This window comes from Pseudomonas sp. GM79, from assembly GCF_000282495.1.
Classification (GTDB): Bacteria; Pseudomonadota; Gammaproteobacteria; order Pseudomonadales; family Pseudomonadaceae; genus Aquipseudomonas.
Genome location: NZ_AKJE01000115.1, coordinates 1 through 22,492, shown reverse-complemented (window position 1 = coordinate 22,492; position 22,492 = coordinate 1). Strand labels below are relative to the sequence as shown.

Annotated in this window: 25 protein-coding genes; 20 read left to right on the top strand and 5 right to left on the bottom strand. The window is 58.5% G+C overall.

Going from position 1 to position 22,492, the window contains the following annotated elements:
• The first annotated feature begins 20 nt into the window (after positions 1-20).
• Both PMI36_RS00955 and PMI36_RS00960 read left to right on the top strand, forming a co-directional pair.
• Positions 21-1,019 carry an alpha/beta hydrolase gene (locus PMI36_RS00955; protein WP_008076360.1) on the top strand — a complete coding sequence of 333 codons (999 nt, stop codon included), beginning with the start codon at positions 21-23 and terminating at the stop codon, positions 1,017-1,019.
• A gap of 153 nt (positions 1,020-1,172) precedes the next feature.
• The gene (locus PMI36_RS00960; RefSeq protein WP_008076359.1) at positions 1,173-1,964 is read left to right on the top strand and encodes a hypothetical protein; all 792 of its coding nucleotides are present in this window, start codon (positions 1,173-1,175) and stop codon (positions 1,962-1,964) included.
• A 126-nt stretch (positions 1,965-2,090) separates the two neighbouring features.
• Here the strand turns inward: PMI36_RS00960 and prmB are convergent, their stop codons facing one another.
• Positions 2,091-2,999: a 50S ribosomal protein L3 N(5)-glutamine methyltransferase gene (gene prmB, locus PMI36_RS00965; protein WP_008076358.1), complete on the bottom strand. Its 909-nt coding sequence runs from the start codon at positions 2,997-2,999 to the stop codon at positions 2,091-2,093.
• Positions 3,000-3,237: 238 nt separating this feature from the next.
• On the opposite strand from prmB, the gene PMI36_RS00970 reads away from it, so the two are divergent.
• The 5 genes from PMI36_RS00970 (at position 3,238) to PMI36_RS00990 (ending at position 6,009) form a co-directional block, all read left to right on the top strand.
• Entirely contained in the window at positions 3,238-3,828 is a 591-nt protein-coding gene (locus PMI36_RS00970; RefSeq protein ID WP_008076357.1) for a cysteine hydrolase family protein, read from the top strand.
• 131 nt (positions 3,829-3,959) lie between these two features.
• Positions 3,960-4,280 carry a hypothetical protein gene (locus PMI36_RS00975; protein ID WP_007898816.1) on the top strand — a complete coding sequence of 107 codons (321 nt, stop codon included), beginning with the start codon at positions 3,960-3,962 and terminating at the stop codon, positions 4,278-4,280.
• 75 nt (positions 4,281-4,355) lie between these two features.
• The gene (locus PMI36_RS00980) at positions 4,356-4,913 is read left to right on the top strand and encodes a Smr/MutS family protein (RefSeq protein WP_008005647.1); all 558 of its coding nucleotides are present in this window, start codon (positions 4,356-4,358) and stop codon (positions 4,911-4,913) included.
• 77 nt (positions 4,914-4,990) lie between these two features.
• A complete protein-coding gene (gene folE, locus PMI36_RS00985) occupies positions 4,991-5,536 on the top strand; it encodes a GTP cyclohydrolase I FolE (protein ID WP_007898818.1) in 546 nt (181 codons plus the stop codon).
• Between the two features lie 101 nt (positions 5,537-5,637).
• On the top strand, positions 5,638-6,009 hold the full coding sequence (locus PMI36_RS00990) for a glutathione S-transferase N-terminal domain-containing protein (RefSeq protein WP_008076356.1): 372 nt from the start codon (positions 5,638-5,640) through the stop codon (positions 6,007-6,009).
• Between the two features lie 197 nt (positions 6,010-6,206).
• On the opposite strand, the gene PMI36_RS00995 is transcribed toward PMI36_RS00990, so the two are convergent.
• Positions 6,207-7,373 carry an aminotransferase-like domain-containing protein gene (locus PMI36_RS00995; protein WP_008076354.1) on the bottom strand — a complete coding sequence of 389 codons (1,167 nt, stop codon included), beginning with the start codon at positions 7,371-7,373 and terminating at the stop codon, positions 6,207-6,209.
• 82 nt (positions 7,374-7,455) lie between these two features.
• Here PMI36_RS00995 and PMI36_RS01000 point away from each other — a divergent pair, with 82 nt between their 5' ends.
• The 3 genes from PMI36_RS01000 to PMI36_RS01010 all read left to right on the top strand — a co-directional run bounded on the left by PMI36_RS01000 (position 7,456) and on the right by PMI36_RS01010 (position 10,264).
• Complete coding sequence (locus PMI36_RS01000; protein ID WP_008076351.1) at positions 7,456-7,902, top strand: MarR family winged helix-turn-helix transcriptional regulator; 447 nt, start codon at positions 7,456-7,458, stop codon at positions 7,900-7,902.
• A gap of 306 nt (positions 7,903-8,208) precedes the next feature.
• Positions 8,209-9,558: an NCS2 family permease gene (locus PMI36_RS01005; protein WP_008076349.1), complete on the top strand. Its 1,350-nt coding sequence runs from the start codon at positions 8,209-8,211 to the stop codon at positions 9,556-9,558.
• 79 nt (positions 9,559-9,637) lie between these two features.
• A complete protein-coding gene (locus PMI36_RS01010) occupies positions 9,638-10,264 on the top strand; it encodes a LysE family translocator (protein WP_007898823.1) in 627 nt (208 codons plus the stop codon).
• A 221-nt stretch (positions 10,265-10,485) separates the two neighbouring features.
• Here the strand turns inward: PMI36_RS01010 and uraH are convergent, their stop codons facing one another.
• Positions 10,486-10,839: a hydroxyisourate hydrolase gene (uraH, locus tag PMI36_RS01015; protein WP_007898824.1), complete on the bottom strand. Its 354-nt coding sequence runs from the start codon at positions 10,837-10,839 to the stop codon at positions 10,486-10,488.
• A gap of 435 nt (positions 10,840-11,274) precedes the next feature.
• Here uraH and puuE point away from each other — a divergent pair, with 435 nt between their 5' ends.
• The 7 genes from puuE to PMI36_RS01050 all read left to right on the top strand — a co-directional run bounded on the left by puuE (position 11,275) and on the right by PMI36_RS01050 (position 18,021).
• The gene (puuE, locus tag PMI36_RS01020; RefSeq protein ID WP_008076347.1) at positions 11,275-12,201 is read left to right on the top strand and encodes an allantoinase PuuE; all 927 of its coding nucleotides are present in this window, start codon (positions 11,275-11,277) and stop codon (positions 12,199-12,201) included.
• Positions 12,198-12,713 carry a 2-oxo-4-hydroxy-4-carboxy-5-ureidoimidazoline decarboxylase gene (uraD, locus tag PMI36_RS01025; protein ID WP_007898828.1) on the top strand — a complete coding sequence of 172 codons (516 nt, stop codon included), beginning with the start codon at positions 12,198-12,200 and terminating at the stop codon, positions 12,711-12,713. Before puuE ends, uraD begins: the two co-directional genes overlap by 4 nt.
• Positions 12,714-12,801: 88 nt before the next feature.
• Positions 12,802-13,797, top strand: a complete 996-nt coding sequence (gene alc / locus PMI36_RS01030) for an allantoicase (RefSeq protein ID WP_007898829.1) — start codon at positions 12,802-12,804, stop codon at positions 13,795-13,797.
• A 122-nt stretch (positions 13,798-13,919) separates the two neighbouring features.
• Positions 13,920-14,423 carry an ureidoglycolate lyase gene (locus PMI36_RS01035; RefSeq protein ID WP_007898831.1) on the top strand — a complete coding sequence of 168 codons (504 nt, stop codon included), beginning with the start codon at positions 13,920-13,922 and terminating at the stop codon, positions 14,421-14,423.
• 50 nt (positions 14,424-14,473) lie between these two features.
• Complete coding sequence (locus PMI36_RS01040) at positions 14,474-15,778, top strand: urate hydroxylase PuuD (protein WP_008076344.1); 1,305 nt, start codon at positions 14,474-14,476, stop codon at positions 15,776-15,778.
• 297 nt (positions 15,779-16,075) lie between these two features.
• Positions 16,076-16,861, top strand: coding sequence for an outer membrane protein OmpK (locus PMI36_RS01045; RefSeq protein WP_008076343.1), 786 nt, complete (start codon positions 16,076-16,078; stop codon positions 16,859-16,861).
• A gap of 374 nt (positions 16,862-17,235) precedes the next feature.
• Positions 17,236-18,021 carry an outer membrane protein OmpK gene (locus PMI36_RS01050; RefSeq protein WP_008076341.1) on the top strand — a complete coding sequence of 262 codons (786 nt, stop codon included), beginning with the start codon at positions 17,236-17,238 and terminating at the stop codon, positions 18,019-18,021.
• 141 nt (positions 18,022-18,162) lie between these two features.
• Here the strand turns inward: PMI36_RS01050 and PMI36_RS01055 are convergent, their stop codons facing one another.
• Together PMI36_RS01055 and PMI36_RS01060 are read right to left on the bottom strand one after the other, a co-directional pair.
• Positions 18,163-19,335 (bottom strand): patatin-like phospholipase family protein, encoded by a 1,173-nt coding sequence (locus tag PMI36_RS01055; protein ID WP_008076339.1) that lies wholly within the window; start codon positions 19,333-19,335, stop codon positions 18,163-18,165.
• A gap of 35 nt (positions 19,336-19,370) precedes the next feature.
• On the bottom strand, positions 19,371-20,303 hold the full coding sequence (locus PMI36_RS01060) for a lipid A biosynthesis lauroyl acyltransferase (protein ID WP_008076337.1): 933 nt from the start codon (positions 20,301-20,303) through the stop codon (positions 19,371-19,373).
• A 118-nt stretch (positions 20,304-20,421) separates the two neighbouring features.
• On the opposite strand from PMI36_RS01060, the gene minC reads away from it, so the two are divergent.
• The 3 genes from minC to minE all read left to right on the top strand — a co-directional run bounded on the left by minC (position 20,422) and on the right by minE (position 22,427).
• On the top strand, positions 20,422-21,159 hold the full coding sequence (gene minC / locus PMI36_RS01065; RefSeq protein ID WP_032830770.1) for a septum site-determining protein MinC: 738 nt from the start codon (positions 20,422-20,424) through the stop codon (positions 21,157-21,159).
• A 201-nt stretch (positions 21,160-21,360) separates the two neighbouring features.
• The gene (gene minD / locus PMI36_RS01070; RefSeq protein ID WP_007898841.1) at positions 21,361-22,173 is read left to right on the top strand and encodes a septum site-determining protein MinD; all 813 of its coding nucleotides are present in this window, start codon (positions 21,361-21,363) and stop codon (positions 22,171-22,173) included.
• Positions 22,173-22,427 (top strand): cell division topological specificity factor MinE, encoded by a 255-nt coding sequence (minE, locus tag PMI36_RS01075; protein WP_007898843.1) that lies wholly within the window; start codon positions 22,173-22,175, stop codon positions 22,425-22,427. The genes minD and minE overlap by 1 nt, the downstream gene beginning before the upstream one ends.
• Positions 22,428-22,492 lie beyond the last annotated feature (65 nt).

Here is a 22,492-nt window from a genome sequence, read left to right as displayed (position 1 = left end):
GAACCTTATGCTCGAACCTTATGGCCGCCTGCGAGTCCAACCGGCACCGAGTCGATGATGGCGTGATGATGCTGCGAGTTTTAGCCTTGAGCCTTACCTTGTTTACCGGCTTTGCACAGGCCACCGTCCTGCAACGTCCCATCACATTGGACACAGGCAGCGGCGAGCTTTTCGGCTCGCTGTTGCTGCCCAAGTCCGACACGCCTGTGCCGGTTGTCCTGATCATTTCCGGCTCCGGTCCTACGGATCGTGACGGAAACAACCCCGACGGCGGACGCAATGACAGCCTCAAACGGCTGGCCTGGGTGCTGGCCAAACACAACATCGCCAGCGTGCGCTACGACAAACGCGGCGTGGCGGCGAGCCTGGCTGCGACTCCAGACGAACGTAATCTGTCGGTGGAGGCCTATGTGGCCGACGCCCAAGCCTGGGGCCACAAGCTCAAAACCGATCCGCGCTTTGGCAAACTGATTTTGCTCGGCCACAGCGAAGGTGCGTTGATCGCCAGCCTCGCGGCACCAAACATCGATGCCGCGGCGGTGATTTCCCTGTCCGGCAGCGCCCGACCGATCGATCAGGTACTGCGCCAGCAGTTGAGTAATCGTCTGCCGCCTCCCTTGATGCTGCGCAGCAATGAACTGCTCGACAGCCTCAAGGCCGGCCACACCGACGACAACGTGCCACCGCAATTGCAGGTGATTTTCCGCCCCAGCGTGCAGCCGTATCTGATTTCGCTGTTTCGCCAGGACCCGGCAGCGGCCTTCGCCAAACTGAAAATGCCGGCGTTGATCATCCAGGGCAGCAACGACATTCAGGTCGGCGTGGGTGACGCCAAGGCGCTCAAGGCCGCCAAACCGGACGCCGAACTGGCGCTGATCGAAGGCATGAACCACGTGATGCGCATCGTGCCCAACGACGTGAAGCGGCAATTGGCCTCCTATAAAGATCCGCAATTACCACTGGCGGCCGAACTCGGCGCGCGAATCCTCGAGTTTATTGACGGACTTCGCACCCGTTAAACGCTGTCAGAAGGCGTTCTCAACCAGTTTTCACGCCGTGAAAACCAGTTGAGAACGTCCCTGGCCCTCCAGTCCTGAAAAAAACGGCCGATAAGCCTTTGTCGCCAGCGCTATGACTGGCGGCAAGCAGAGCTTGGACAGGATCTCGCCGTTATGACTGATACCCAGACTTCACCCGACACCACCGCTGAAAAAGACGCACCGCCAGCGGTCGAGCTGCCGTGGGCGGACGTCCACGTCGAGCACCACAAAATGCTCCGCCTGGCGCCGCTGAAAACCGACCGCAACACCGGTGGACGGCCGTTGCGCTTTGTCGAATTCGGTTACGCCGAACGCAATAGCAAGGAACACAGCCTGCTGCGCATGGCCATCAAACTGCCGGGCCAACGGGTGCGCAAAGAACAGAATCATCTGGATGTCTGGGTTGATCACGCTGCCAAACGTGTGCATTTCGGCCCGGAAAGTGGTTTGCAGATCGAGCCGATGAACCGTGGCATCGGACGTTATATGGCCGCTCAGGGCATTACGTGGGCGAAGAAAAGATGGCCCGCCTACACCGTCGATGGTACTGACCTGAACAACAAGGATGCGTTGAACGAAGACACTCGCCTGCGCCGCGATCACTTTCTGCGGGTGCACGGTTTTGACGTGGTCTACGCCGACGCCCAGCATTTGAAGGGCAGCGTTAAAGAGGTGTCGGTCGGTGATTTGCTCGGCGACTGGAACAGCGAAAAGTTGCAGCAGGTGGAAATCCTCGAAGCCGCGCAGATGCTCCAACAAGCCGAGCAGAACCTGGCGGAACAGGAAGTCAAACTGAAGAAGCACGAAGAAAAGGTCAGCAAGTACAAACGCGAAGACGCCGGGCTGCGTTTTACCATTACGTGTCTGGTGGCGTTTGCGGTGTTTCAGGCGGGATTGTTGATCTGGATTGCTACGCACCGTTGAAGGCTTGAGACCGCGGCGCTGCCATCGTGGGCAAGCCACGCTCCCACAGGTTTTGTGTGTGCCAGATCAATAGGACACAACACAAAACCTGTGGGAGCGTGGCTTGCCCGCGAAGGCTTTCTAGAGTCAGACGCGAGAAGCGAACAGCGCCTGATGATCGCGGCACTGCTCCGCTGTCAGCATGAACACTCCATGCCCACCGCGCTCGAACTCCAGCCAGGCGAAGTCGACTTCCGGGTACAGCGCCTCGACGTGAACCTGGCTGTTACCCACCTCGACAATCAGCAAACCTTTCTCGGTCAGATGATCCGCCGCTTCGGCGAGCATGCGGCGCACCAGGTTCAAACCGTCATCGCCACAGGCCAGGCCCAGCTCCGGTTCGTGCTGATACTCGTGCGGCATGTCGGCGAAATCTTCCGCATCGACGTAGGGCGGGTTCGACACGATCAGGTCGAAACGTTGACCCGGCAAGCCATCAAAACCATCGCCCTGAACGGTGAACACCCGCTCATCGACACCGTGGCGCTCGATGTTCTGGTTCGCCACTTCCAGCGCTTCGAACGACAGATCGGCCAGTACCACTTCGGCGTTCTGGAACTCATAAGCACAGGCGATGCCGATGCAACCGGAACCGGTGCACAGGTCTAGAATGCGCGCAGGCTCGGCGCCGAGCCACGGTTCGAAACGCTTTTCGATCAGCTCGCCAATTGGCGAACGCGGGATCAGCACGCGTTCGTCGACAATGAACGACATACCGCAGAACCAGGCTTCACCCAGTAGGTAAGCGGTCGGAATGCGCTCTTCGATGCGACGTTTGAGCAGGCGCTGCAAGTTGACCAGTTCGTCCTCTTCCAGATTGCAGTCGAGGTAGCTATCGGCGATTTCCCACGGCAAGTGCAGCGCACCCAACACCAGTTGACGGGCTTCGTCCCAGGCGTTGTCGGTCCCATGGCCGAAAAACAGATCCTCCCCATGGAAGCGGCTGACGGCCCAACGGATATGGTCACGCAGGGTACGAAGTCGGGAAGTGATCACGGGGCAAACTCCAGAAAAAACGACTGACGATTCTAACAGCCAAAAGACGCCACGACGACGCAGGAAAAACACCGGACCAGATGTAGGACTCTTCTATTTTTTCAGCAAGCTATTGAACAGAACGAGTATCTTGACAAGGCTGCGACCCAACAACGGCGGTGCCTACGATGGTAGCGATTCACAGAAGCGCTCAGCCAGAGGACAATGTCGCAAAAGCCCCACTCGAAGGAGCCCCAGAATGTCCGTTCCAAAAACGATGTTTCAACTCAGCGGCCGTGGTTATGCAGCGGCCAATCTGGGTCATGCGACCCTTGTCATCATCGATGCCCAGAAAGAATACCTCAGCGGCCCCTTGGCACTGAGCGGCATGGATGCTGCCGTCGCGAACATCAAGCAACTGGTCGCCGCTGCCCGTGCTGCCGGTCGGCCGATCGTGCACGTGCGCCACCTCGGCACCGTCGGTGGGCTGTTCGACCCGCAAGGCGAGCGCGGTGAGTTCATCCCGGGCCTGGAGCCACAGGGCGATGAAACCATCATCGGAAAATTGCTGCCGAGTGCGTTTCATGGCACCGAACTGCTGGAGCGCCTGCAGAATCTCGGCTCGCTGGACCTTATCGTCTGCGGCTTCATGAGCCATTCCAGCGTCAGCACTACCGTGCGCGCCGCGAAGAACCTGGGCTTTCGTTGCACATTGGTTGAAGACGCCTGCGCGACTCGCGATCTGCCCTCCAAGGGTGGCGTCCTGAGCGCCGAGCACGTTCAGCACACCGAGATGGCGATCATGGCGGACAATTTCGCCACCCTCGCCCAGACCCGCGAACTGATCTGATCGACCGTCGATGAGCGGTCCATGCCGCCGCTCATCCGCAAAAGCCTCTCATTTGCTGTAATTGCCCTAGCCTCAGGAACATCCCGGTCAACTCCCGGTCGAAGGGCCGATACCCATTGAGGAAGGTCGGAATGAAGTTATCCGATGGTTTTGATGCACGCCGCTTGCGGCCCAAAGGCCAAAGCAACTGGCGTTTTCGCTTCGGCGCAGCCATTGCCGCTCTGCTGGCGATGTGCGGCGTGCTGCTGGTGATGGCAGGTGCCGCCAGCCTGCTCGGCCAAGCGCCCGCCCTGGGCGAGTTAAATACCAACCGGGTCGGTTCGGCAGTGATTTTGGCCATTGGCCTGTTCGTGCTGTACATCGGCGTGTGGCTGTGGCGCCGCTGCCGCCGCCGTTCGCGTCAATCGCAAGAGCTGAACATGTCCCCGCATTTGATGAAAAAACACGACTGAGCCGAACGCCACGCGTTTTGTCGCGCCCCATTCGCTTCGACTTGGGTAAACTGGCCGCCCTTCGCGGAGGCTGACATGCAAGACGACGATTTTTCCCTGTTCAAAAGCGCGATCCAAGGCGTCAAGCCGATCAAGCACGATCGCGCCGAAACCGGCAAACCCAAGGCCGACCGCGCGCAAATCGCCAAGCTGCGCCAGGCCGCCACCGTGCGCACCGATGCCACCACCGTTGATGGGCTGTCCGATCAGTTCGTCATTGATGTCGGCCCCGAAGATGAGCTGATGTGGGCCCGCGACGGTGTCCAGGAAAGCCAGATGCGCAAGCTCAAGATCGGACAGATTCCGTTCGAAGGCAGCCTCGACCTGCATGGCATGAACGTGGAAAAGGCCCGTGAGACCCTATGGGCCTTTCTGGCCGAAGCGACCAAATTCGAAATCCGCTGCGTACGTGTCACCCACGGCAAAGCGGTGCGCCTGGACGGCAAGCGGCCGATGATCAAAAGCCACGTCAACACGTGGCTGCGTCAGCATCCACAGGTGCTCGGTTTCACCTCGTGCCAACCGAAACACGGCGGCGCCGGAGCGGTTTATGTGATGCTCAAACGCACCATGATGGAAGGTCGCGACGAGTGATACCGTCGCTTCACGCTTGCAGCGCCGTGTCCGTCACCGTACCCTTGCCCTTTGCGTAAAATCCCACAGGTAGTTTCATGTCCCTGGAACAGAATTACACCGAGATTCTCGGCCAATTGGGCGAGGACGCCTCCCGCGAGGGCCTGCTCGACACGCCAAAACGTGCCGCCAAAGCCATGCAGTACCTCTGCCGCGGTTATGAACAGACACTGGAAGAGGTCACCAACGGTGCCTTGTTCAGCTCCGACAACAGCGAGATGGTGCTGGTCAAGGACATCGAGCTCTACTCGTTGTGCGAGCACCACATGCTGCCGTTCATCGGCAAGGCCCATGTTGCCTACATCCCGAGCGGCAAGGTCCTGGGGCTGTCGAAAGTCGCGCGGATCGTCGATATGTACGCTCGCCGCCTGCAGATCCAGGAAAACCTCAGTCGCCAGATCGCCGATGCGGTCCAGCAAGTCACCGGCGCCCTGGGCGTTGCGGTGGTGATCGAGGCCAAGCACATGTGCATGATGATGCGCGGTGTGGAGAAACAGAACTCGACGATGATCACCTCGGTGATGCTCGGCGAGTTCCGCGAAAACGCGGCCACCCGCAGCGAGTTTCTCAGCCTGATCAAGTAACTCGCAGCACGAAGAAAACCGGCACTGATCGCCGGTTTTTTTTCGCCTGCGAAAATCAGGTAAGCTGCGCGCCTTCTGTTTGCCCCTGTGAGGCTTATACCGTGTTCGTTAAAGCGCTTCGTGTCGGCCTTGGCCAACTGATCATCTTCATCGACTTCATCACTCGTCCGGGCAAAAAACAGCGCCCTGCCGAAGCTCAGGCTCAGGTCAACACGGCCGCCAAGGACCTGACCCTGTATCAGTTCCACGCCTGCCCGTTCTGCGTGAAAACCCGTCGCACCCTGCGTCGCCTGAACGTTCCGGTGGCGTTGCGCGATGCCAAGAACAACGAACAGGATCGCCAGGCTCTGCTGGAGCAAGGTGGCAAGATCAAGGTGCCGTGCCTGCGCATCGAAGAGAATGGCCAGACCACCTGGATGTATGAATCCAAGGTGATCATTGATTATCTGGATAAGCGGTTTGCTGCGGCCTGATGGTTTTGTGTTGCGCTGACTGACGCCTTCGCGAGCAAGCCCGCTCCCACATTGGTTTTGTGGTTTGATGGGATTTGTGTTCAACACCGATTCAGTGTGGGAGCGGGCTTGCTCGCGAAGAGGCCGGCACAATCACTGCAAATTTCAGACAAAAATAAACCGGCCCTTGCGCCGGTTTATTCGTTTCTACCCTCCCCTCAAGCCGCTTCTGCGGCTTGGGCCTGGCGCACCACCGTCGCCAATCGCTTGAGCCCTTCGTCCAGTCGCGCCGGGTCGATGTGGCTGAAATTCAGCCGCAGATGACCGGGGTTGTTGTCCGGCTCAGGAAAAAACGGCTCGCCCGGCATAAACGCCACATCCGCCGCCAGCGCAGCCTTGAGCAGTGTGCGCGTATCCAGCGGCTGCTTGAGTGTCAGCCAGAAAAACAACCCGCCCTGCGGCACGTTCCACTGCGCCAGATCGCAAAAGTGCGTTTCCAATGCCGACTGAAACGCATCCCGACGAACCCGATAGAAATCACGCAACTCACCCAGATGCTGTTGGTATTTCTCAGTGCCGATCCATTGCAGCGCTTGCCACTGCCCGATGCGGTTGGTGTGCAGATCGGCCGATTGCTTGAGCCGCAGCAAGTGCGCAAACAGGTCTGGGCTGGCGATCAGGTAACCGACCCGCAAGCCCGGCAACAGGGTTTTCGACACGGTACCGGTGTAGATCCAGCTGGCTTTGTTCAAGCGGCTGACGATCGGCGTGGCACTGCCGCCGTCGAAGGTCAGTTCGCGGTAGGGCTCGTCTTCGATCAGGGTTACGCCGAACTCGTCGAGCAACGCCGCCACTGCATCGCGCTTAGCCTCGCTGTAGCGCACTGCCGACGGGTTCTGAAACGTCGGAATCAGGTAGATGAACGCTGGCTTGTGTTTTTCCAGACGGTTACGCAGTTGTGCCAGGTTCGGGCCATCGGCTTCCAATGGGACGGTGATGCAGTCGGCGCCAAACAGCTGAAAAATCTGCAACGCCGCCAGGTAGGTCGGTGCTTCGAGCAGAATCTCGGTGCCTTTGTCGATGTACAGCTTGGCCGCAAGATCGAGGGTTTGCTGGGAACCGCTGACCACCAGCACCTGACTCGCCTCACACGGCACACCCAACGCTCGGGCTTCGGCCGCCAGCGCCTCACGCAGCGCCGGCTCGCCTTCGCTCATGCCGTACTGCCCCATGGACAGCGGCATGTCGGCCCACTCGACTTTCGGCAACATGGCTTCGGCCGGCAAGCCGCCGGCGAACGACATCACTTCCGGACGCTGGGCGGCGGCGAGGATTTCACGGATCAAAGAACTTTTAAGGCGCGAGACACGTTCGGAAAAAGCCATGGGGGTCACCGGTAGCGAGGCCTGAGGAAAATGAGTCAAACTGGTTGACCGAAATTACGACAGACCGAGCGGATACGTCAACATGCTTGACCTTAAAAACCCCAACACTCAGCAACAAGCCATGGAAGCGTTTTTCTTCGGTTACCAGGCGTTCACCGCCAAGGCCGACGAAATGCTCGAGCGTCGCGGCTTGAGCCGGGTGCACCAACGCATCGTGTTTTTCATTGCCCGCTACCCTGCCCTCAGCGTCAAGGAGTTGCTGGCGTTGCTCGGCGTGAGCAAACAGGCGCTGAACATTCCGCTGCGTCAGTTGGTGGAAATGCATTTGGTGAACAGCGTCGCGTCCGAGACCGACAAGCGTAAGCGGCTGCTGGAACTGACTGCGGAAGGCGCGCGGTTCGAGCAGTCGCTGCGGCGCGAGCAGGTGAAATTGCTCGAGCGGGTGTTTGCCGAAGCTGGGGAGACGGCGGTGAATGGGTGGTTGGCGGTGAATCTCGCGCTGGGTAAAAGTCAGGTGGCAGCTGACTGAAATGCTCTATCCGCGACATGTGTGAAGCTATCGCGGGCAAGCCACGCTCCCACAGGGGAATGCGCTCACCTGTGGGAGCGGGCTTGCCCGCGAAGGCGTCCTTCCTGGCGATATATCCCTATTGCCAAACTTTTCGTCTACAAAATCAAAAACATTATTTGCTTTATTTGTATACAAAAGCATAATTCGCTTCGTGCGAGTTCCTGACCAACAGGTCAACAAATTCGCAAGTACCTCAAAGGGTCGCTGCCACCCTCATGGGTCCGGCCCTGGAAATAACAATAAAACTCTTGAGGAGTACTCGCTGTGGAAAGCCGCAAATCCGAAGCCCCGACGCTGGAACTCTCGCCGCCATTACGCAATGGCTGGCTGGAGCGCATCTTCAAACTCAGCTTGCACGGCACCACGGTGAAGACCGAGCTGATCGCCGGTCTGACAACCTTCATCACCATGGCTTACATCATCTTCGTCAACCCGAACATCATGGCCGATGCCGGCATCGATCACGGCGCGGCGTTCGTCGCCACCTGCATCGCCGCCGCGCTGGGTTGCCTGCTGATGGGCCTGTACGCCAACTGGCCGGTCGGCCTGGCACCGGGCATGGGCCTGAACGCGTTCTTCACCTACACCGTGGTCGGCACCATGGGCTACAACTGGGAAACCGCCCTCGGTGCGGTGTTCATCTCCGGTGTGTTGTTCATGTTCCTGACCTTTTCCCGGATTCGCGAATGGCTGCTCAACAGCATTCCAGTGAGTTTGCGCTTTGCCATGGGCGCCGGTGTGGGTCTGTTTCTGGGGCTGATCGGCTTGAAAACCGCGGGCATCGTTGTCGATAGCCCGGCCACCCTGATCAAGCTCGGTTCCCTGCGCGAACCTGGTCCGCTGCTGGCGGCCATCTGCTTCCTGATGATTGCCGTGCTCAGCTACCACAAAGTATTCGGCGCGATTCTCATCAGCATCATCACCGTGACCCTGGCTGGTTGGGGCCTGGGGCTGGTGCACTACGAGGGCATCATGTCTGCCCCGCCGAGCCTGGCTCCGACGTGGATGGCCATGGACGTCGCCGGTGTATTCAATATCAGCATGATCAGCGTGGTTCTGGCTTTCCTCTTTGTGCACATGTTTGACACCGCTGGCACCTTGATGGGCGTTGCACAACGCGCCGGTCTGGTAAACGCTGACGGCAAGATCGAAAACCTTTCCCGCGCCCTCAAAGCCGACAGTGCTTCCAGTGTATTCGGTGCGGTGGTCGGTGTTCCGCCGGTCACCAGCTATGTGGAAAGTGCCGCGGGTGTCGCCGCGGGTGGTCGGACTGGTCTTACCGCTGTGACCGTAGGTGTGCTATTTATTGCCGCAATGTTTTTCGCACCGCTGGCTGGCATGATCCCCGCTTATGCAACCGCCGGTGCGCTGATTTATGTGGCGATGCTGATGATGGGCGGCATGGCGCATATCGAATGGGACGAAGCCACCGACAGCATTCCGGCGATCGTTACCGCGATCATGATGCCGCTGACCTTCTCGGTCGCCGACGGTATCGCGCTGGGCTTTATCACTTACGTGGTGCTGAAGGCTTTCACCGGTAAACACAAGGAAATTTCCGTCAGTTTGTGGGTGCTCTGCGCGATCTTCATCGCCAAGTTCATTTTCTTGTAAGCCGTCTACGTTTCAAAAACAGTGTTTCAAAACAGCCTCACCCCGTCGGGTGAGGCTTTTGCATATAGGGAGGAAAGTGATGAGTCTGGAAACCTGGCTGCTGTTCAGCGGCGCTGCGCTGGTGGTGATCCTGATCCCGGGACCACTGTCGTTGCTGATGATCAGCAACAGCCTGAATTACGGTTTGCGCCGTTCTTACCCGGCGTTTCTGGGAGGCGTGATTGCGTCGATCTGCCTGCTCAGTGCTTCGGCGCTTGGCTTGGGCGCATTGTTGCTGGCATCGGAACAGCTGTTCAGCGCCCTGAAAATCGTCGGTGCGTTGTACCTGTTCTATCTCGCCTGGCAGAGCTGGCAGCAATCGCGTCAGCCCTCCCAAGGCGCCGAAGTGCCCCAGGCTGCGCCGGTGCCGCGCTTTCGCGCACTGTTCGGGCGCGCGTTCATGCTCGGCGCGAGCAATCCGAAAGACATTTTGTTCTTTGCCGCTTTCCTGCCGCAGTTTTTGAGTGCTGAGCAACCCTTCTTGCCGCAGTTGCTGGTGATGATTGCCACCTGGACCGTGCTGGATCTGCTGTGCAAATTGGCTTATGGCCTCGGAGCTCATGGCGCGGCGCGGTATTTGCGCAGCGGCAACGGACAGAGCTGGTTTAACCGGGTGAGTGCGGGGTTGTTTAGCGGGGCTGGTGCGGCGTCGTTGTTGAGTCGTTAAAAGCAAAAGCTTCGCGAGCAAGCCCGCTCCCACATTTGATCTCTGCCGATCATGAATAATGTATTCGCAGAAGATCGAGTGTGGGAGCGGGCTTGCTCGCGAAGGCGTCATCAGCAACACCACATTTCTCAGAGCAAAAAAAAGCCCGCAGTGTGAGCGGGCGAAAGACCAAAGAAGCTATATGCGCAGTCGCTTCTCGGAGGAGGCAGCTGCTTGGGGGATCAACTGCCTCGGTACGTGGAATAGCTGTACGGCGAAATCAACAACGGCACGTGGTAGTGATCCTGTTCCGCAGAGATGCCGAAACGCAGCACCACCACATCCAGGAACGCAGGCTCAGGCAGCTGAACCCCACGGGCGCGGTAGTAATCACCCGCATGAAACTGAAGCTGATAGACCCCGGACCGATAGTCATCACCTTGCAGCAACGGCGAATCGACACGGCCATCGCTGTTGGTGAGCGCGGTGGCGACCAATTCCAGCTGCGAACCTTCAACGCGGTACAACTCGACCTTGATCGAACTGCCCGGGCAACCGTGTGCAGCGTCCAAAACGTGTGTAGTCAAACGTCCCATTGATTCTGCGCGCCTGCCTGCGTGGAGCAGTCAGACCTCGCGCCTCCCGAAGTCAGTTGAAAAGGAGACCGCACCGTTTCGGAGCACGAAAAGCTGCGGCGAGCGACTGATTAAGACACTTTTCATAAAAATTGTACACAATAAAAACGACATTTTTACCGCCAACTCCGCCATTCAGGGTTTAACGGCGAATCTGACGCTAAACCATACGATCAGCGGACCTCCTATCCATTAGCTGACCAGTCAGGCAGGTTTCTTGCAGTACCCTTCAAAGCGACCAGTCAGTGAAAAATGCAAAAAATCAGGCTTACAAAGTGAATATAAAGTTGTATACAATCACTCCATCGCTGTGACGCCAGCCTGCCCTCTCATCGCCAGGCCGCCACACACACCCTGACTTTGAACAAGTCGACACGAACAAGAAGGAAGACTGCAGTGAGCGCTGACTATCCACGCGACCTGATCGGTTACGGCAGTAACCCTCCTCACCCACACTGGCCGGGCAATGCCCGCATCGCGCTGTCCTTCGTGCTCAATTACGAGGAAGGTGGCGAGCGCAATATCCTGCACGGCGATAAAGAGTCCGAAGCGTTCCTCTCGGAAATGGTCTCGGCGCAGCCGCTGCAAGGCGAGCGCAACATGAGCATGGAATCCCTTTACGAGTATGGCAGCCGTGCCGGCGTCTGGCGGGTTCTGAAACTGTTCAAGGAATTCGACATTCCGCTGACCATCTTCGCCGTGGCCATGGCCGCCCAGCGCCACCCGGATGTGATCCGCGCCATGGTCGATGCTGGCCATGAAATCTGCAGTCACGGCTATCGCTGGATCGACTACCAGTACATGGACGAAGCACAGGAACGCGAGCACATGCTCGAAGCGATCCGCATCCTCACTGAAATCACCGGCGAGCGCCCACTGGGCTGGTACACCGGCCGCACCGGCCCGAACACCCGTCGGCTGGTGATGGAAGAAGGCGGTTTCCTTTACGACTGCGACACCTACGACGACGACCTGCCCTACTGGGAACCGAACAACCCGACCGGCAAGCCGCATCTGGTGATCCCCTACACCCTGGACACCAATGACATGCGCTTCACCCAGGTCCAGGGCTTCAACAAGGGCGACGATTTCTTTGAATACCTGAAAGACGCGTTCGATGTGCTGTACGCCGAAGGCGCCGAAGCACCGAAGATGTTGTCGATCGGCCTGCACTGCCGTTTGATCGGCCGTCCGGCGCGTCTGGCTTCGCTCAAACGCTTTATCGAATACGCTAAAAGTCATGAACAGGTGTGGTTCAGCCGCCGCGTCGACATCGCTCGCCACTGGCACGAAACCCACCCGTTCCAAGGGGCCGCGAAATGAGCACCTTTCAAACCATCAAACCATCGACCCTGAGCCGCGACGCGTTTGTCGCCGCCTTCGCCGACATCTACGAACACTCGCCATGGGTGGCCGAGAAGGCCTTCGACCTGGGCCAGGACGCTTCGATCGACGAGATCGAAACCCTGCACCAGCGCATGAGCGACATCTTGTTGAGCGCTGATCACACGAGCCAACTGGCCCTGATCAACGCTCACCCGGACCTGGCCGGCAAAGCCGCCGTCCAGGGCCAGCTTACCGCTGCCAGCACTGAAGAACAGTCTGGCGCGGGTATTCACCAATGCTCGAGCGATGAGTTCCAGCGCTTCACCGAGCTGAACGACGCCTACAAAGCCAAGTTCAAGTTTCCCTTCATCATGGCGGTAAAAGGCAGCAACCGGCATCAGATCCTCGCGGCGTTCGAAACGCGCATCCACAACTCGGTCGACACCGAATTCAAATGCGCGCTGGCGGAGATTAACAAGATCGCCCTGTTCCGATTACTGACCCTATAGCGAACTTGGCCCGAGCGTTAAAAAACGCGGAAAACGCCCAGGGCCCTGCAAGCATCCCAAGCCAACTAATTAAAGGCAGACAAGAAGAATGAAAGCTTACGCCGTACCTTTCGAGAAGTTCGTCAACCTGGCCGACGCCCGTCTGGGCACCAAAATCATCTCGGTCACCGATGACTGGTTTGCAGACGCCAACCGTCTGTTCCAACCGACCCCGGCCGTGTGGAAGGAGGGCGTGTTCGATGACAACGGCAAGTGGATGGACGGCTGGGAGTCGCGCCGCAAGCGCTTCGAAGGCTACGACAGCGCGGTGATCCGCCTGGGCGTACCGGGCTCGATCAAGGGCGTGGACATCGACACTTCATTCTTCACCGGCAACTACCCGCCATCGGCTTCCCTGGAAGCCTGCTTCCTGGCCTCGGGCGAGCCGGACGAAAACACCCAGTGGACTGAAGTGCTGTCGGCCGTCGAACTGCAAGGCAACAGCCACCACTACCACGAAATCAACAACGACCAGGCCTTCAGCCACCTGCGCTTCAACATCTACCCGGATGGCGGCGTGGCCCGTCTGCGCGTGTACGGCATTCCGTTCCGCGACTGGTCCGCTGTGGGCGACAACGAACAAGTCGACCTGGCTGCAGCCCTGAACGGTGGCCGTGCACTGGCCTGCTCCGACGAGCACTTCGGCCGCATGAGCAACATCCTCAACCCGGGCCGTGGCATCAACATGGGCGATGGCTGGGAAACCGCGCGTCGTCGCACGCCAGGCAATGACTGGGTGATCGTCGCGCTGGGTCACGCCGGCGAGATCGAGAAAGTCATCGTCGACACCCTGCACTTCAAAGGCAACTACCCGGACACTTGCTCGATCCAGGGTGCATTCGTGAAAGGCGGCACCGACAGCCAGATCGAAACCCAATCGCTGTTCTGGCGTGAACTGTTGCCAAGCCAGAAGCTGGAAATGCACGCCGAACATACCTTCGCCGAGCAGATCAAGGCACTGGGCCCGATCACCCACATCCGCCTGAACGTGTTTCCGGATGGGGGTGTGAGCCGCCTGCGGGTATTGGGCAAGGTCGCCAAGTAAGCGGTGAGGCCATTCGCGAGCAAGCCCGCTCCCACATTTGAAATGCATTCCCCTGTGGGAGCGGGCTTGCTCGCGAAGACGCCAGAACAGACAACACAGAACTCAACGAAAAGAAGACCAGCATGCGCACATTGACGATTGAACCGCTGACCAAAGAAGCCTTCGCCCCTTTCGGTGACGTGATCGAAACCGACGGCAGCGATCACTTCATGATCAACAACGGTTCGACCATGCGCTTTCACAAACTGGCGACGGTGGAAACCGCTACGCCAGAGGACAAGGCAATCATCAGCATTTTCCGCGCCGATGCGCAGGACATGCCGCTGACCGTCTGCATGCTGGAGCGTCATCCGCTGGGCAGCCAGGCTTTCATTCCGCTGCTCGGCAACCCCTTTCTGATCGTGGTCGCGCCACTTGGCGATGAACCTGTATCAGGCTTGGTCCGCGCCTTCGTCACCAACGGCAGGCAGGGCATTAATTACCATCGCGGCGTTTGGCACCATCCGGTGCTGACGATCGAAAAGCGGGATGACTTCCTGGTGGTTGATCGCAGTGGCACAGGCAATAACTGCGATGAGCATTTTTTCAAAGAGGATGAGCGTTTGATCCTCGCCCCCCACCAATAAGAGAAGGTCTGATCACTCGACAACAGAGTGACAGGCGAGAGGTAAAGACTGTGGAAGCACATCTGTTGGAATGGCTGAACCTGAGCGTGCGCTGGGTTCACATGATCACTGGCGTGGCCTGGATCGGCGCGTCGTTCTATTTCGTCTGGCTGGAGAACAACCTCAATCGGGTCAACCCGAAAAACGGGCTGGCGGGCGATTTGTGGGCGATCCATGGCGGCGGTATCTACCACCTGGAAAAATACAAACTGGCTCCACCGACCATGCCGGATAACCTGCACTGGTTCAAATGGGAAGCCTACTTCACCTGGTTGTCGGGGGTCGCGCTGCTGTGCGTGGTGTTCTACTCCAACCCGACGCTCTACCTGCTCGCTCCGGGCAGCAGCCTGACCGGCCCTGAAGGTGTTCTGCTGGGAATCGGCTCGCTGTTCGTCGGCTGGTTCGTCTACTCCTTCCTCTGCGACTCGGCCCTGGGCAAACGCCCTGCCCTGCTCGGTTTCATCCTGTTCGTGCTGATCATTGGCGCGGCTTACGGCTTCAGCAAAGTGTTCAGCGGTCGTGGTGCGTACCTGCACGTCGGCGCGATCATCGGCACCATCATGGTCGGCAACGTGTTCCGCATCATCATGCCGGCCCAACGCGCATTGGTGGCGGCGATTGCCGAGAACCGCACGCCCGATCCGGCGCTGCCGGCCAAAGGCTTGCTGCGTTCGCGACACAACAACTACTTCACCTTGCCGGTGCTGTTCATCATGATCAGCAACCACTTCCCGAGCACTTACGGCAGCCAATACAACTGGCTGATCCTGGCCGGGATCGCAGTGCTGGCGGTGTTGGTGCGTCACTACTTCAACACCCGTCATGACAGCCACAAGTTTGCCTGGACCCTGCCCGCTGCGGCGGTCGGCATGATTTGCCTGGCCTACGTGACCGGCCCGGCGCCGATGTCCAGCGCACCTGAAGTGGCCAAGGCACCTGGGGCCATCGAGTATCAGCCGCTGCCGGAAACCGCCCTCGGCGGTGGCAAGAAACCGGCTGAAGCTGCACCGACGGCAGCCCCTGAAACTGCACCCGCCCAGGCATCCAATGCCGGTCCTGCCTTCGACAAGGTGCACGACGTGATCCAGGAACGCTGCACAGTCTGCCATTCGGCGAAACCCACCAGCCCGCTGTTCAGCGCGGCGCCCGCGGGCGTGATGTTCGATACCCCGGAGCAGATCAAGCTTCAGGCCCCGCGCATCCAGGCCCAGGCGGTTGCCAGCCAGATCATGCCATTGGGCAACATCACCCAGATGACCCAGCAAGAGCGCGACCTGATCGGTGCGTGGATTGTTCAGGGAGCTCAAACCCAATAAGCAACACACCGTTGTAGCGAGGGGGCTTTTGTGGCCACAACAAGCCCCCCGCCACAGGTCCACCTGATACAAAAATCACAAGAATAAAAAAGATCCGAGGTGTTGCATTCCGAGCTGCCACGCCCACCCGCACTGACCCACTAAAAGACAAACCCCCTTGTGGGAGCGAGCCTGCTCGCGATGACGGTAAGACATTCAACATCCGTGTTTGATTGAACCAACGCCATCACGAGCAGGCTCTCTCCCACAAGGGTGGCTGCCTGCGCCTCAAACAATAAAAACAAAAGAGAGCAACAGATGATTCGGATAAAAACCAGCGTGCTGTTGGGCTCTGGCCTGTTGGCCGCGAGCCAGGCCATGGCCGGTGATTTACTGCTGTGGCAAACCAACAGCCTGAGCTACCTGTACGGCAAGAATTTCGTGATCAACCCGTCGATCCAGCAGACGGTGACGTTCGAGCACGCCGACAAATGGAAGTACGGCGATAACTTCCTGTTCATCGACAAGATCTTCTACAACGGCGAAGAAGACCGCAATAAAGGCCCCCACGCCTTCTATGGCGAATTCAGTCCGCGCCTGTCCTTTGGCAAGATACTCGACCGTCGTTTCGAGTTTGGCCCGGTCAAGGACGTATTGCTGGCCATGACTTACGAGTATGGCGAAGGCGACAGCGAAGCGTATCTGATCGGCCCGGGTTTCGATCTGGCAGTACCGGGTTTCAACTACTTCACCTTGAACTTCTATCGTCGCCAGACCGAAGGCCCACGCCCCGGTGATGGTGTCTGGCAGATCACTCCCACCTGGTCCTACAGCGTTGCGCTAGGCAATTCGAACCTGTTGATCGATGGCTATCTGGACTGGGTGGTGGACAACGATCGCAATGCACGCGGCACTTACCACGCCAACTTGCACATCAATCCGCAGATCAAATACGACCTGGGCAAAGCCTTGGGCTGGGGCGATAAATTCGTCTACGTCGGCACCGAATACAGCTATTGGAAAAACAAGTACGGAATCGAAAACAGCGCCAACTTTGACACTAACCAAAACACCGCCAGCCTGCTGGTAAAGGTGCACTTTTAAGATGGCCCGCAACCGTGCCCGATACCTGTCACGGGTGCTCTGTTGCAGGGCACTTGAGACCTGGCCAAGGAGTCAGTATTCTCCGCGCCCGCCCGAATCCGCTCTAAAAAAAAGCGCGGATTTAATTCCTGACCAGAAAGCCAACTTATCCCGGCTCTGGACAGTACCAAGGCTTCTCGAATTGACGCTCAATCGACTGTTTTCGAACAGCCGAGCGGGCGTTTTTTTTATTTTTTGAAAGCCTTGGCTCAGCTCTTGCTAACAGCACTAAAGCTGACCGACTGGATTGTTTTTACAGCAAAGAAAAGGCGCCACACCAGAGCGCCGACCTTAGAAAAATAACGTGGAACCACCTACTTTTTGGGAGCAACCGAATGAAACGTACGTGCACCAGCCTGATGCTCGCGGGATCCTTGCTGGCCGGGGGCCAGGCAATGGCCGGCGACTTGCTGCAATGGCAGAACAACAGCCTGACCTACCTCTATGGCAAGGACTTCCAGGTCAACCCGCGCATTCAGCAAACCGTCACCTTCGAGCACGCCGATGCCTGGAAATACGGCGACAACTTCGTGTTCGTCGACAAGATTTTCTACAACGGCAAGGAAGACAGCGGCGTCGGCTCGAACACCTATTACGGCGAAATCAGCCCACGCTTGTCGTTTGGCAAGATCTTCGACCAGAAACTGGCGTTCGGCCCGATCAAAGACGTGCTGCTGGCCATGACATACGAGTTCGGTGAGGGCGATACCGAGTCCTACCTGATCGGTCCGGGTTTCGACCTGGCGATTCCCGGGTTCGACTACTTCCAGCTGAACTTCTACCAGCGTCACACCGAAGGCAGCCGTGCGGGTGACAACGTCTGGCAGATCACACCGGCCTGGTCCTACACCATTCCCGTGGGCGATTCGAACATCCTGATCGATGGTTTCATGGACTGGGTAGTCGATAACGACAAGAACAGCAAAGGCACCTACCACGCCAACCTGCACTTCAACCCACAGATCAAATACGACTTGGGCAAAGCCCTGAACATCGGCGAGAAGCAGTTGTACGTCGGTGTCGAGTACGACTACTGGTCAGACAAGTACGGGATCAAGGACAGCCAGTACTTCAAGACCGATCAGAGCAACACGAGCTTCCTGGTGAAGTTCCACTTCTGATCTTCGCTTTATGTGGCGTCTGGAAGGACGCCTTCGCGAGCAAGCCCGCTCCCACAGTTGATCAGTGGTGATCACAAATAACGTGTTCACAGGAGATCCTATGTGGGAGCGGGCTTGCTCGCGAAAGCCACATCGCAAATCTCAAGCCGGAACCGCAGGCTCCACCAACCCCAGAAACCGGCACAACTCATGCCGTTTGGCCAACGCATCGCGCCGCCCCAGATCGATCAACTCACTGCAATATCCCGCCTCGAACAGCAGATAACTCAATACCCCTGCCCCGCTGGTCTTGGTCGCCCCCGGCCCGCGCAAAAACAGACGCAAGGCCGCCGGCAATTCCTGGCGATGCCGCGCCGCAATTTCATCGATCGGCTGACTCGGCGAAATCACCAGCACCTCCACCGGCGCTGCTCCCAATGCCCGACTCGGCGCGCCGTCGGGCAACAGATGGCTGAACTGATTCAGACGCTGCAGCAACTCGATGTCACTTTCCAGGCTGTCAATGAACGTACTGTTGAGCATGTGCCCGCCGATTTGCGCCAGGGTGGGCTGCTGACCTGTGTAGGCGCGTTGCAGCGGCTGTTGCGGGTCGACCCCGCGCGGGTTGCCGCTGACGCCCACCACCAGTACGCGGCTGGCACCCAGGTGCAGGGCCGGGCTGATCGGTGCCGATTGACGCACCGCGCCATCGCCGAAATATTCTTCACCGATCTTCACCGGCGCAAACAGCAACGGAATCGCCGAACTGGCCAGCAAATGATCGACGCTCAATTGTGTCGGCACGCCGATTCGCCGATGGCGCAACCAGGCTTCGATGGTGCCGCCGCCCTGATAAAACGTGACGGCCTGACCGGATTCATAACCAAACGCCGTGACCGCCACCGCCTTCAATTGCTTTTGCGCGATGGCCTCGGCAATTCCGGGCATGTGCAGTTTTTCGTTGAGTAAACCGCGCAGCGGCGAGCTGTTGAGCAGGGCCACGGGCACCGGAGCGCCAACCCCCATCAGATTGTGACTGACAAAACGGGTGGCTTGATGGATCACCCCCGGCCAGTCGCTGCGCAATACCAGATGACTGCGGAAACCTTGCCAGAAGGCAGTCAGACGCTGAATCGCGCCGCGAAAGTCCATTGCCCCACTGGCCAGGCTGACCGCGTTGATCGCGCCAGCCGATGTACCGACGATCACCGGAAACGGATTCGCCGCTCCCACCGGCAGCAGCTCGGCAATCGCCGCCAGCACGCCCACCTGATAAGCCGCCCGAGCCCCGCCGCCGGAAAGTATCAACCCTGTAACCGGTTCAGCAGAACTCATCGCAACACTCCATGGTGCTTAAAGGGATCGGTGACTCAACCGCGTTTGGCGTACAGCTTCGCCTCGCCCGGTGGACGGGTCTTGAAGCGGCGATGTGCCCAGAGGTATTGCTCCGGACATTCGCGCAAAGCACTTTCGACCCACTGGTTGATCCGAATGCAGTCAGCCTCTTCCGTCTCACCGGGAAAGCCCTCGAGCGGCGCATGAATCACCAACCGATAACCACTGCCGTCCGCCAGGCGTTGCTGAGTGAATGGCACTACCAGTGCCTTGCCCAGCCGTGCGAACTTGCTGGTGGCGGTGACGGTTGCCGCTTCAATCCCGAACAGCGGCACGAAGATACTTTGCTTGGCGCCATAGTCCTGATCCGGCGCGTACCAGATCGCTCGGCCTGAGCGCAGCAGTTTGAGCATGCCGCGCACGTCGTCACGCTCCACCGCCAGCGAGTCGAGGTTGTGCCGCTCGCGACCAAGACGCTGGATGTAGTCGAACAGTGGATTCTTGTGTTCGCGGTACATGCCATCGATGGTGTGTTGCTGACCGAGCAGTGCCGCGCCGATTTCCAGCGTGGTGAAATGCACGGCCATCAGAATCACGCCCTTGTCCTGCGCCTGGGCCTTCTTCAAATGCTCCAGGCCTTCGATATGGGCCAGTTTCGCCAAACGCTTGCGCGACCACCACCAGCTCATGGCCATCTCGAAGAAGGCGATGCCGGTGGAGGCGAAGTTTTCCTTGAGCAGACGCTTGCGCTCGGCAGCGGACTTTTCAGGGAAACACAGTTCAAGATTGCGCTTGGCAATGCGCCGTCGGTCGCCCGCCACTCGGTACATCAAGGCACCCAAGACGCGACCGACCGACAGCAACGCCGGATATGGCAACTGCACAATCAGCCACAACAGCCCCAAGCCACACCACAGCGGCCAGAAACGTGGAGAAAGAAATGCTGTTCGAAAACGCGGGCGATCCATTAAAGGTTCCGTCAAGACAGTGGCCGCGCATTCTACATCGTTCGACCCGGCTTGCGGCCTGCGGGCGTTCTCGTTATAAGTCTCGGCACTTTTAGTGACAAGTCGTTGTATGCCGACCATGAGCCAAACCGAACCGCTAGACCAAGATCCCGTGTTCCAGTTGAAGGGCAGCATGCTTGCCATTACGGTGCTGGAACTGGCCCGTAACGACCTTGAGAACCTTGATCGGCAACTGGCCGCCAAGGTCGCCCAGGCGCCAAACTTCTTCAGCAATGCGCCGCTGGTCCTGGCCCTGGACAAACTTCCGGCCAGCGAAGCCTCGGTCGATCTGCCGGGGCTGATGCGCATCTGCCGCCAGCATGGCCTGCGCACACTGGCGATCCGTGCCAGCCGCATTGAAGACATTGCCGCCGCCATCGCCGTCGATCTGCCGGTGCTGCCGCCGTCCGGCGCCCGTGAACGCCCGCTCGACCCGCACGAAGGCACCGTTGCGAAAAAACCGGAAAAACCACCGGAACCGACCATCAAACCGACCAAAATCATCACCTCGCCCGTACGCGGTGGCCAGCAGATTTATGCCCAGGGTTGCGATTTGGTGGTGATTTCGTCGGTCAGCCCGGGGGCGGAACTTCTCGCCGATGGGAACATCCATGTATACGGCGCGATGCGCGGTCGTGTCTTGGCCGGCGTCAAAGGTGACACGAAAGCCAGGATTTTCTGTCAGCAAATGACCGCTGAACTGGTCTCTATCGCTGGCCACTACAAGGTTTCCGAGGATTTGCGTCGTGATCCATTGTGGGGCGCGGGCGTACAAGTCAGCCTGTCGGGCGACGTGTTGAACATCATTCGGCTTTAACGGATACTGCCGCATTTTCCAAGCATCTCTAAAACGTAGCGAAAACGGCTCAAACGAAGTAGGAAAAAGGCCAAAAGCAGTGTTTACCGGGGGTAAACGCCGCTCAGAACCGGATTCCAGCCAAGGCTGTCCGACTGCAGTAGTTTTTCAAGAGATGTTTTTCAGGGGCTAAACGTCCTTTTTCCTTAGGGGTAAAACACCTTGGCCAAGATTCTCGTGGTTACATCCGGCAAGGGTGGTGTGGGTAAGACCACCACCAGCGCCGCTATCGGTACCGGCCTCGCTCTGCGTGGTCACAAAACAGTTATCGTCGACTTCGACGTCGGCTTGCGTAACCTCGACCTGATCATGGGTTGCGAGCGCCGCGTGGTGTATGACTTCGTCAACGTGGTAAACGGCGAAGCCAACCTGCAACAGGCTCTGATCAAAGACAAGCGTCTGGAAAACCTCTACGTACTGGCCGCCAGTCAGACTCGCGATAAAGACGCGCTGACAGTCGAAGGCGTCGAAAAGGTCCTGATGCAGCTCAAGGAAGACTTCGAATTCGTGGTCTGCGACTCTCCGGCGGGCATCGAGAAAGGCGCCCACCTGGCCATGTACTTCGCTGATGAAGCGATTGTAGTGACCAACCCGGAAGTCTCCTCCGTACGTGACTCGGATCGCATGCTGGGCCTGTTGGCCAGCAAGTCCCGTCGTGCCGAAAACGGCGAAGACCCGATCAAGGAACACTTGTTGCTGACCCGCTACAACCCGACACGCGTGAGTAACGGTGAAATGCTCGGCGTCGAAGACGTCAAGGAAATCCTCGCAGTAACCCTGCTGGGCGTGATTCCGGAATCGCAAGCCGTCCTCAAGGCATCCAACCAGGGCGTACCTGTGATTCTCGACGACCAGAGCGACGCCGGTCAGGCGTATAGCGATGCCGTTGATCGTCTGCTGGGTAAAACCGTGGACCATCGTTTCCTCGATGTCGAGAAGAAGGGATTCTTCGAGCGACTTTTTGGAGGTAGGTAATGAACCTTTTTGACTTCTTTCGTGCCAGTAAAAAGGTCAGCACCGCGTCGGTAGCGAAAGAGCGTCTACAGATCATCGTGGCGCATGAACGCGGCCAGCGCAGTACGCCGGATTACCTGCCAGCCTTGCAGAAGGAACTGGTGGAAGTGATCCGCAAGTACGTCAATATCGGGTCCGATGACGTGCACGTCGCTCTGGAAAACCAGGGCAGTTGCTCGATCCTGGAACTCAATATCACCCTGCCAGATCGCTGAGTCGATCCGGCAGGAGCCACGGCGGCTCAGAACCTTCAGGCTCTTGTAGGAGCTGCCGCAGGCTG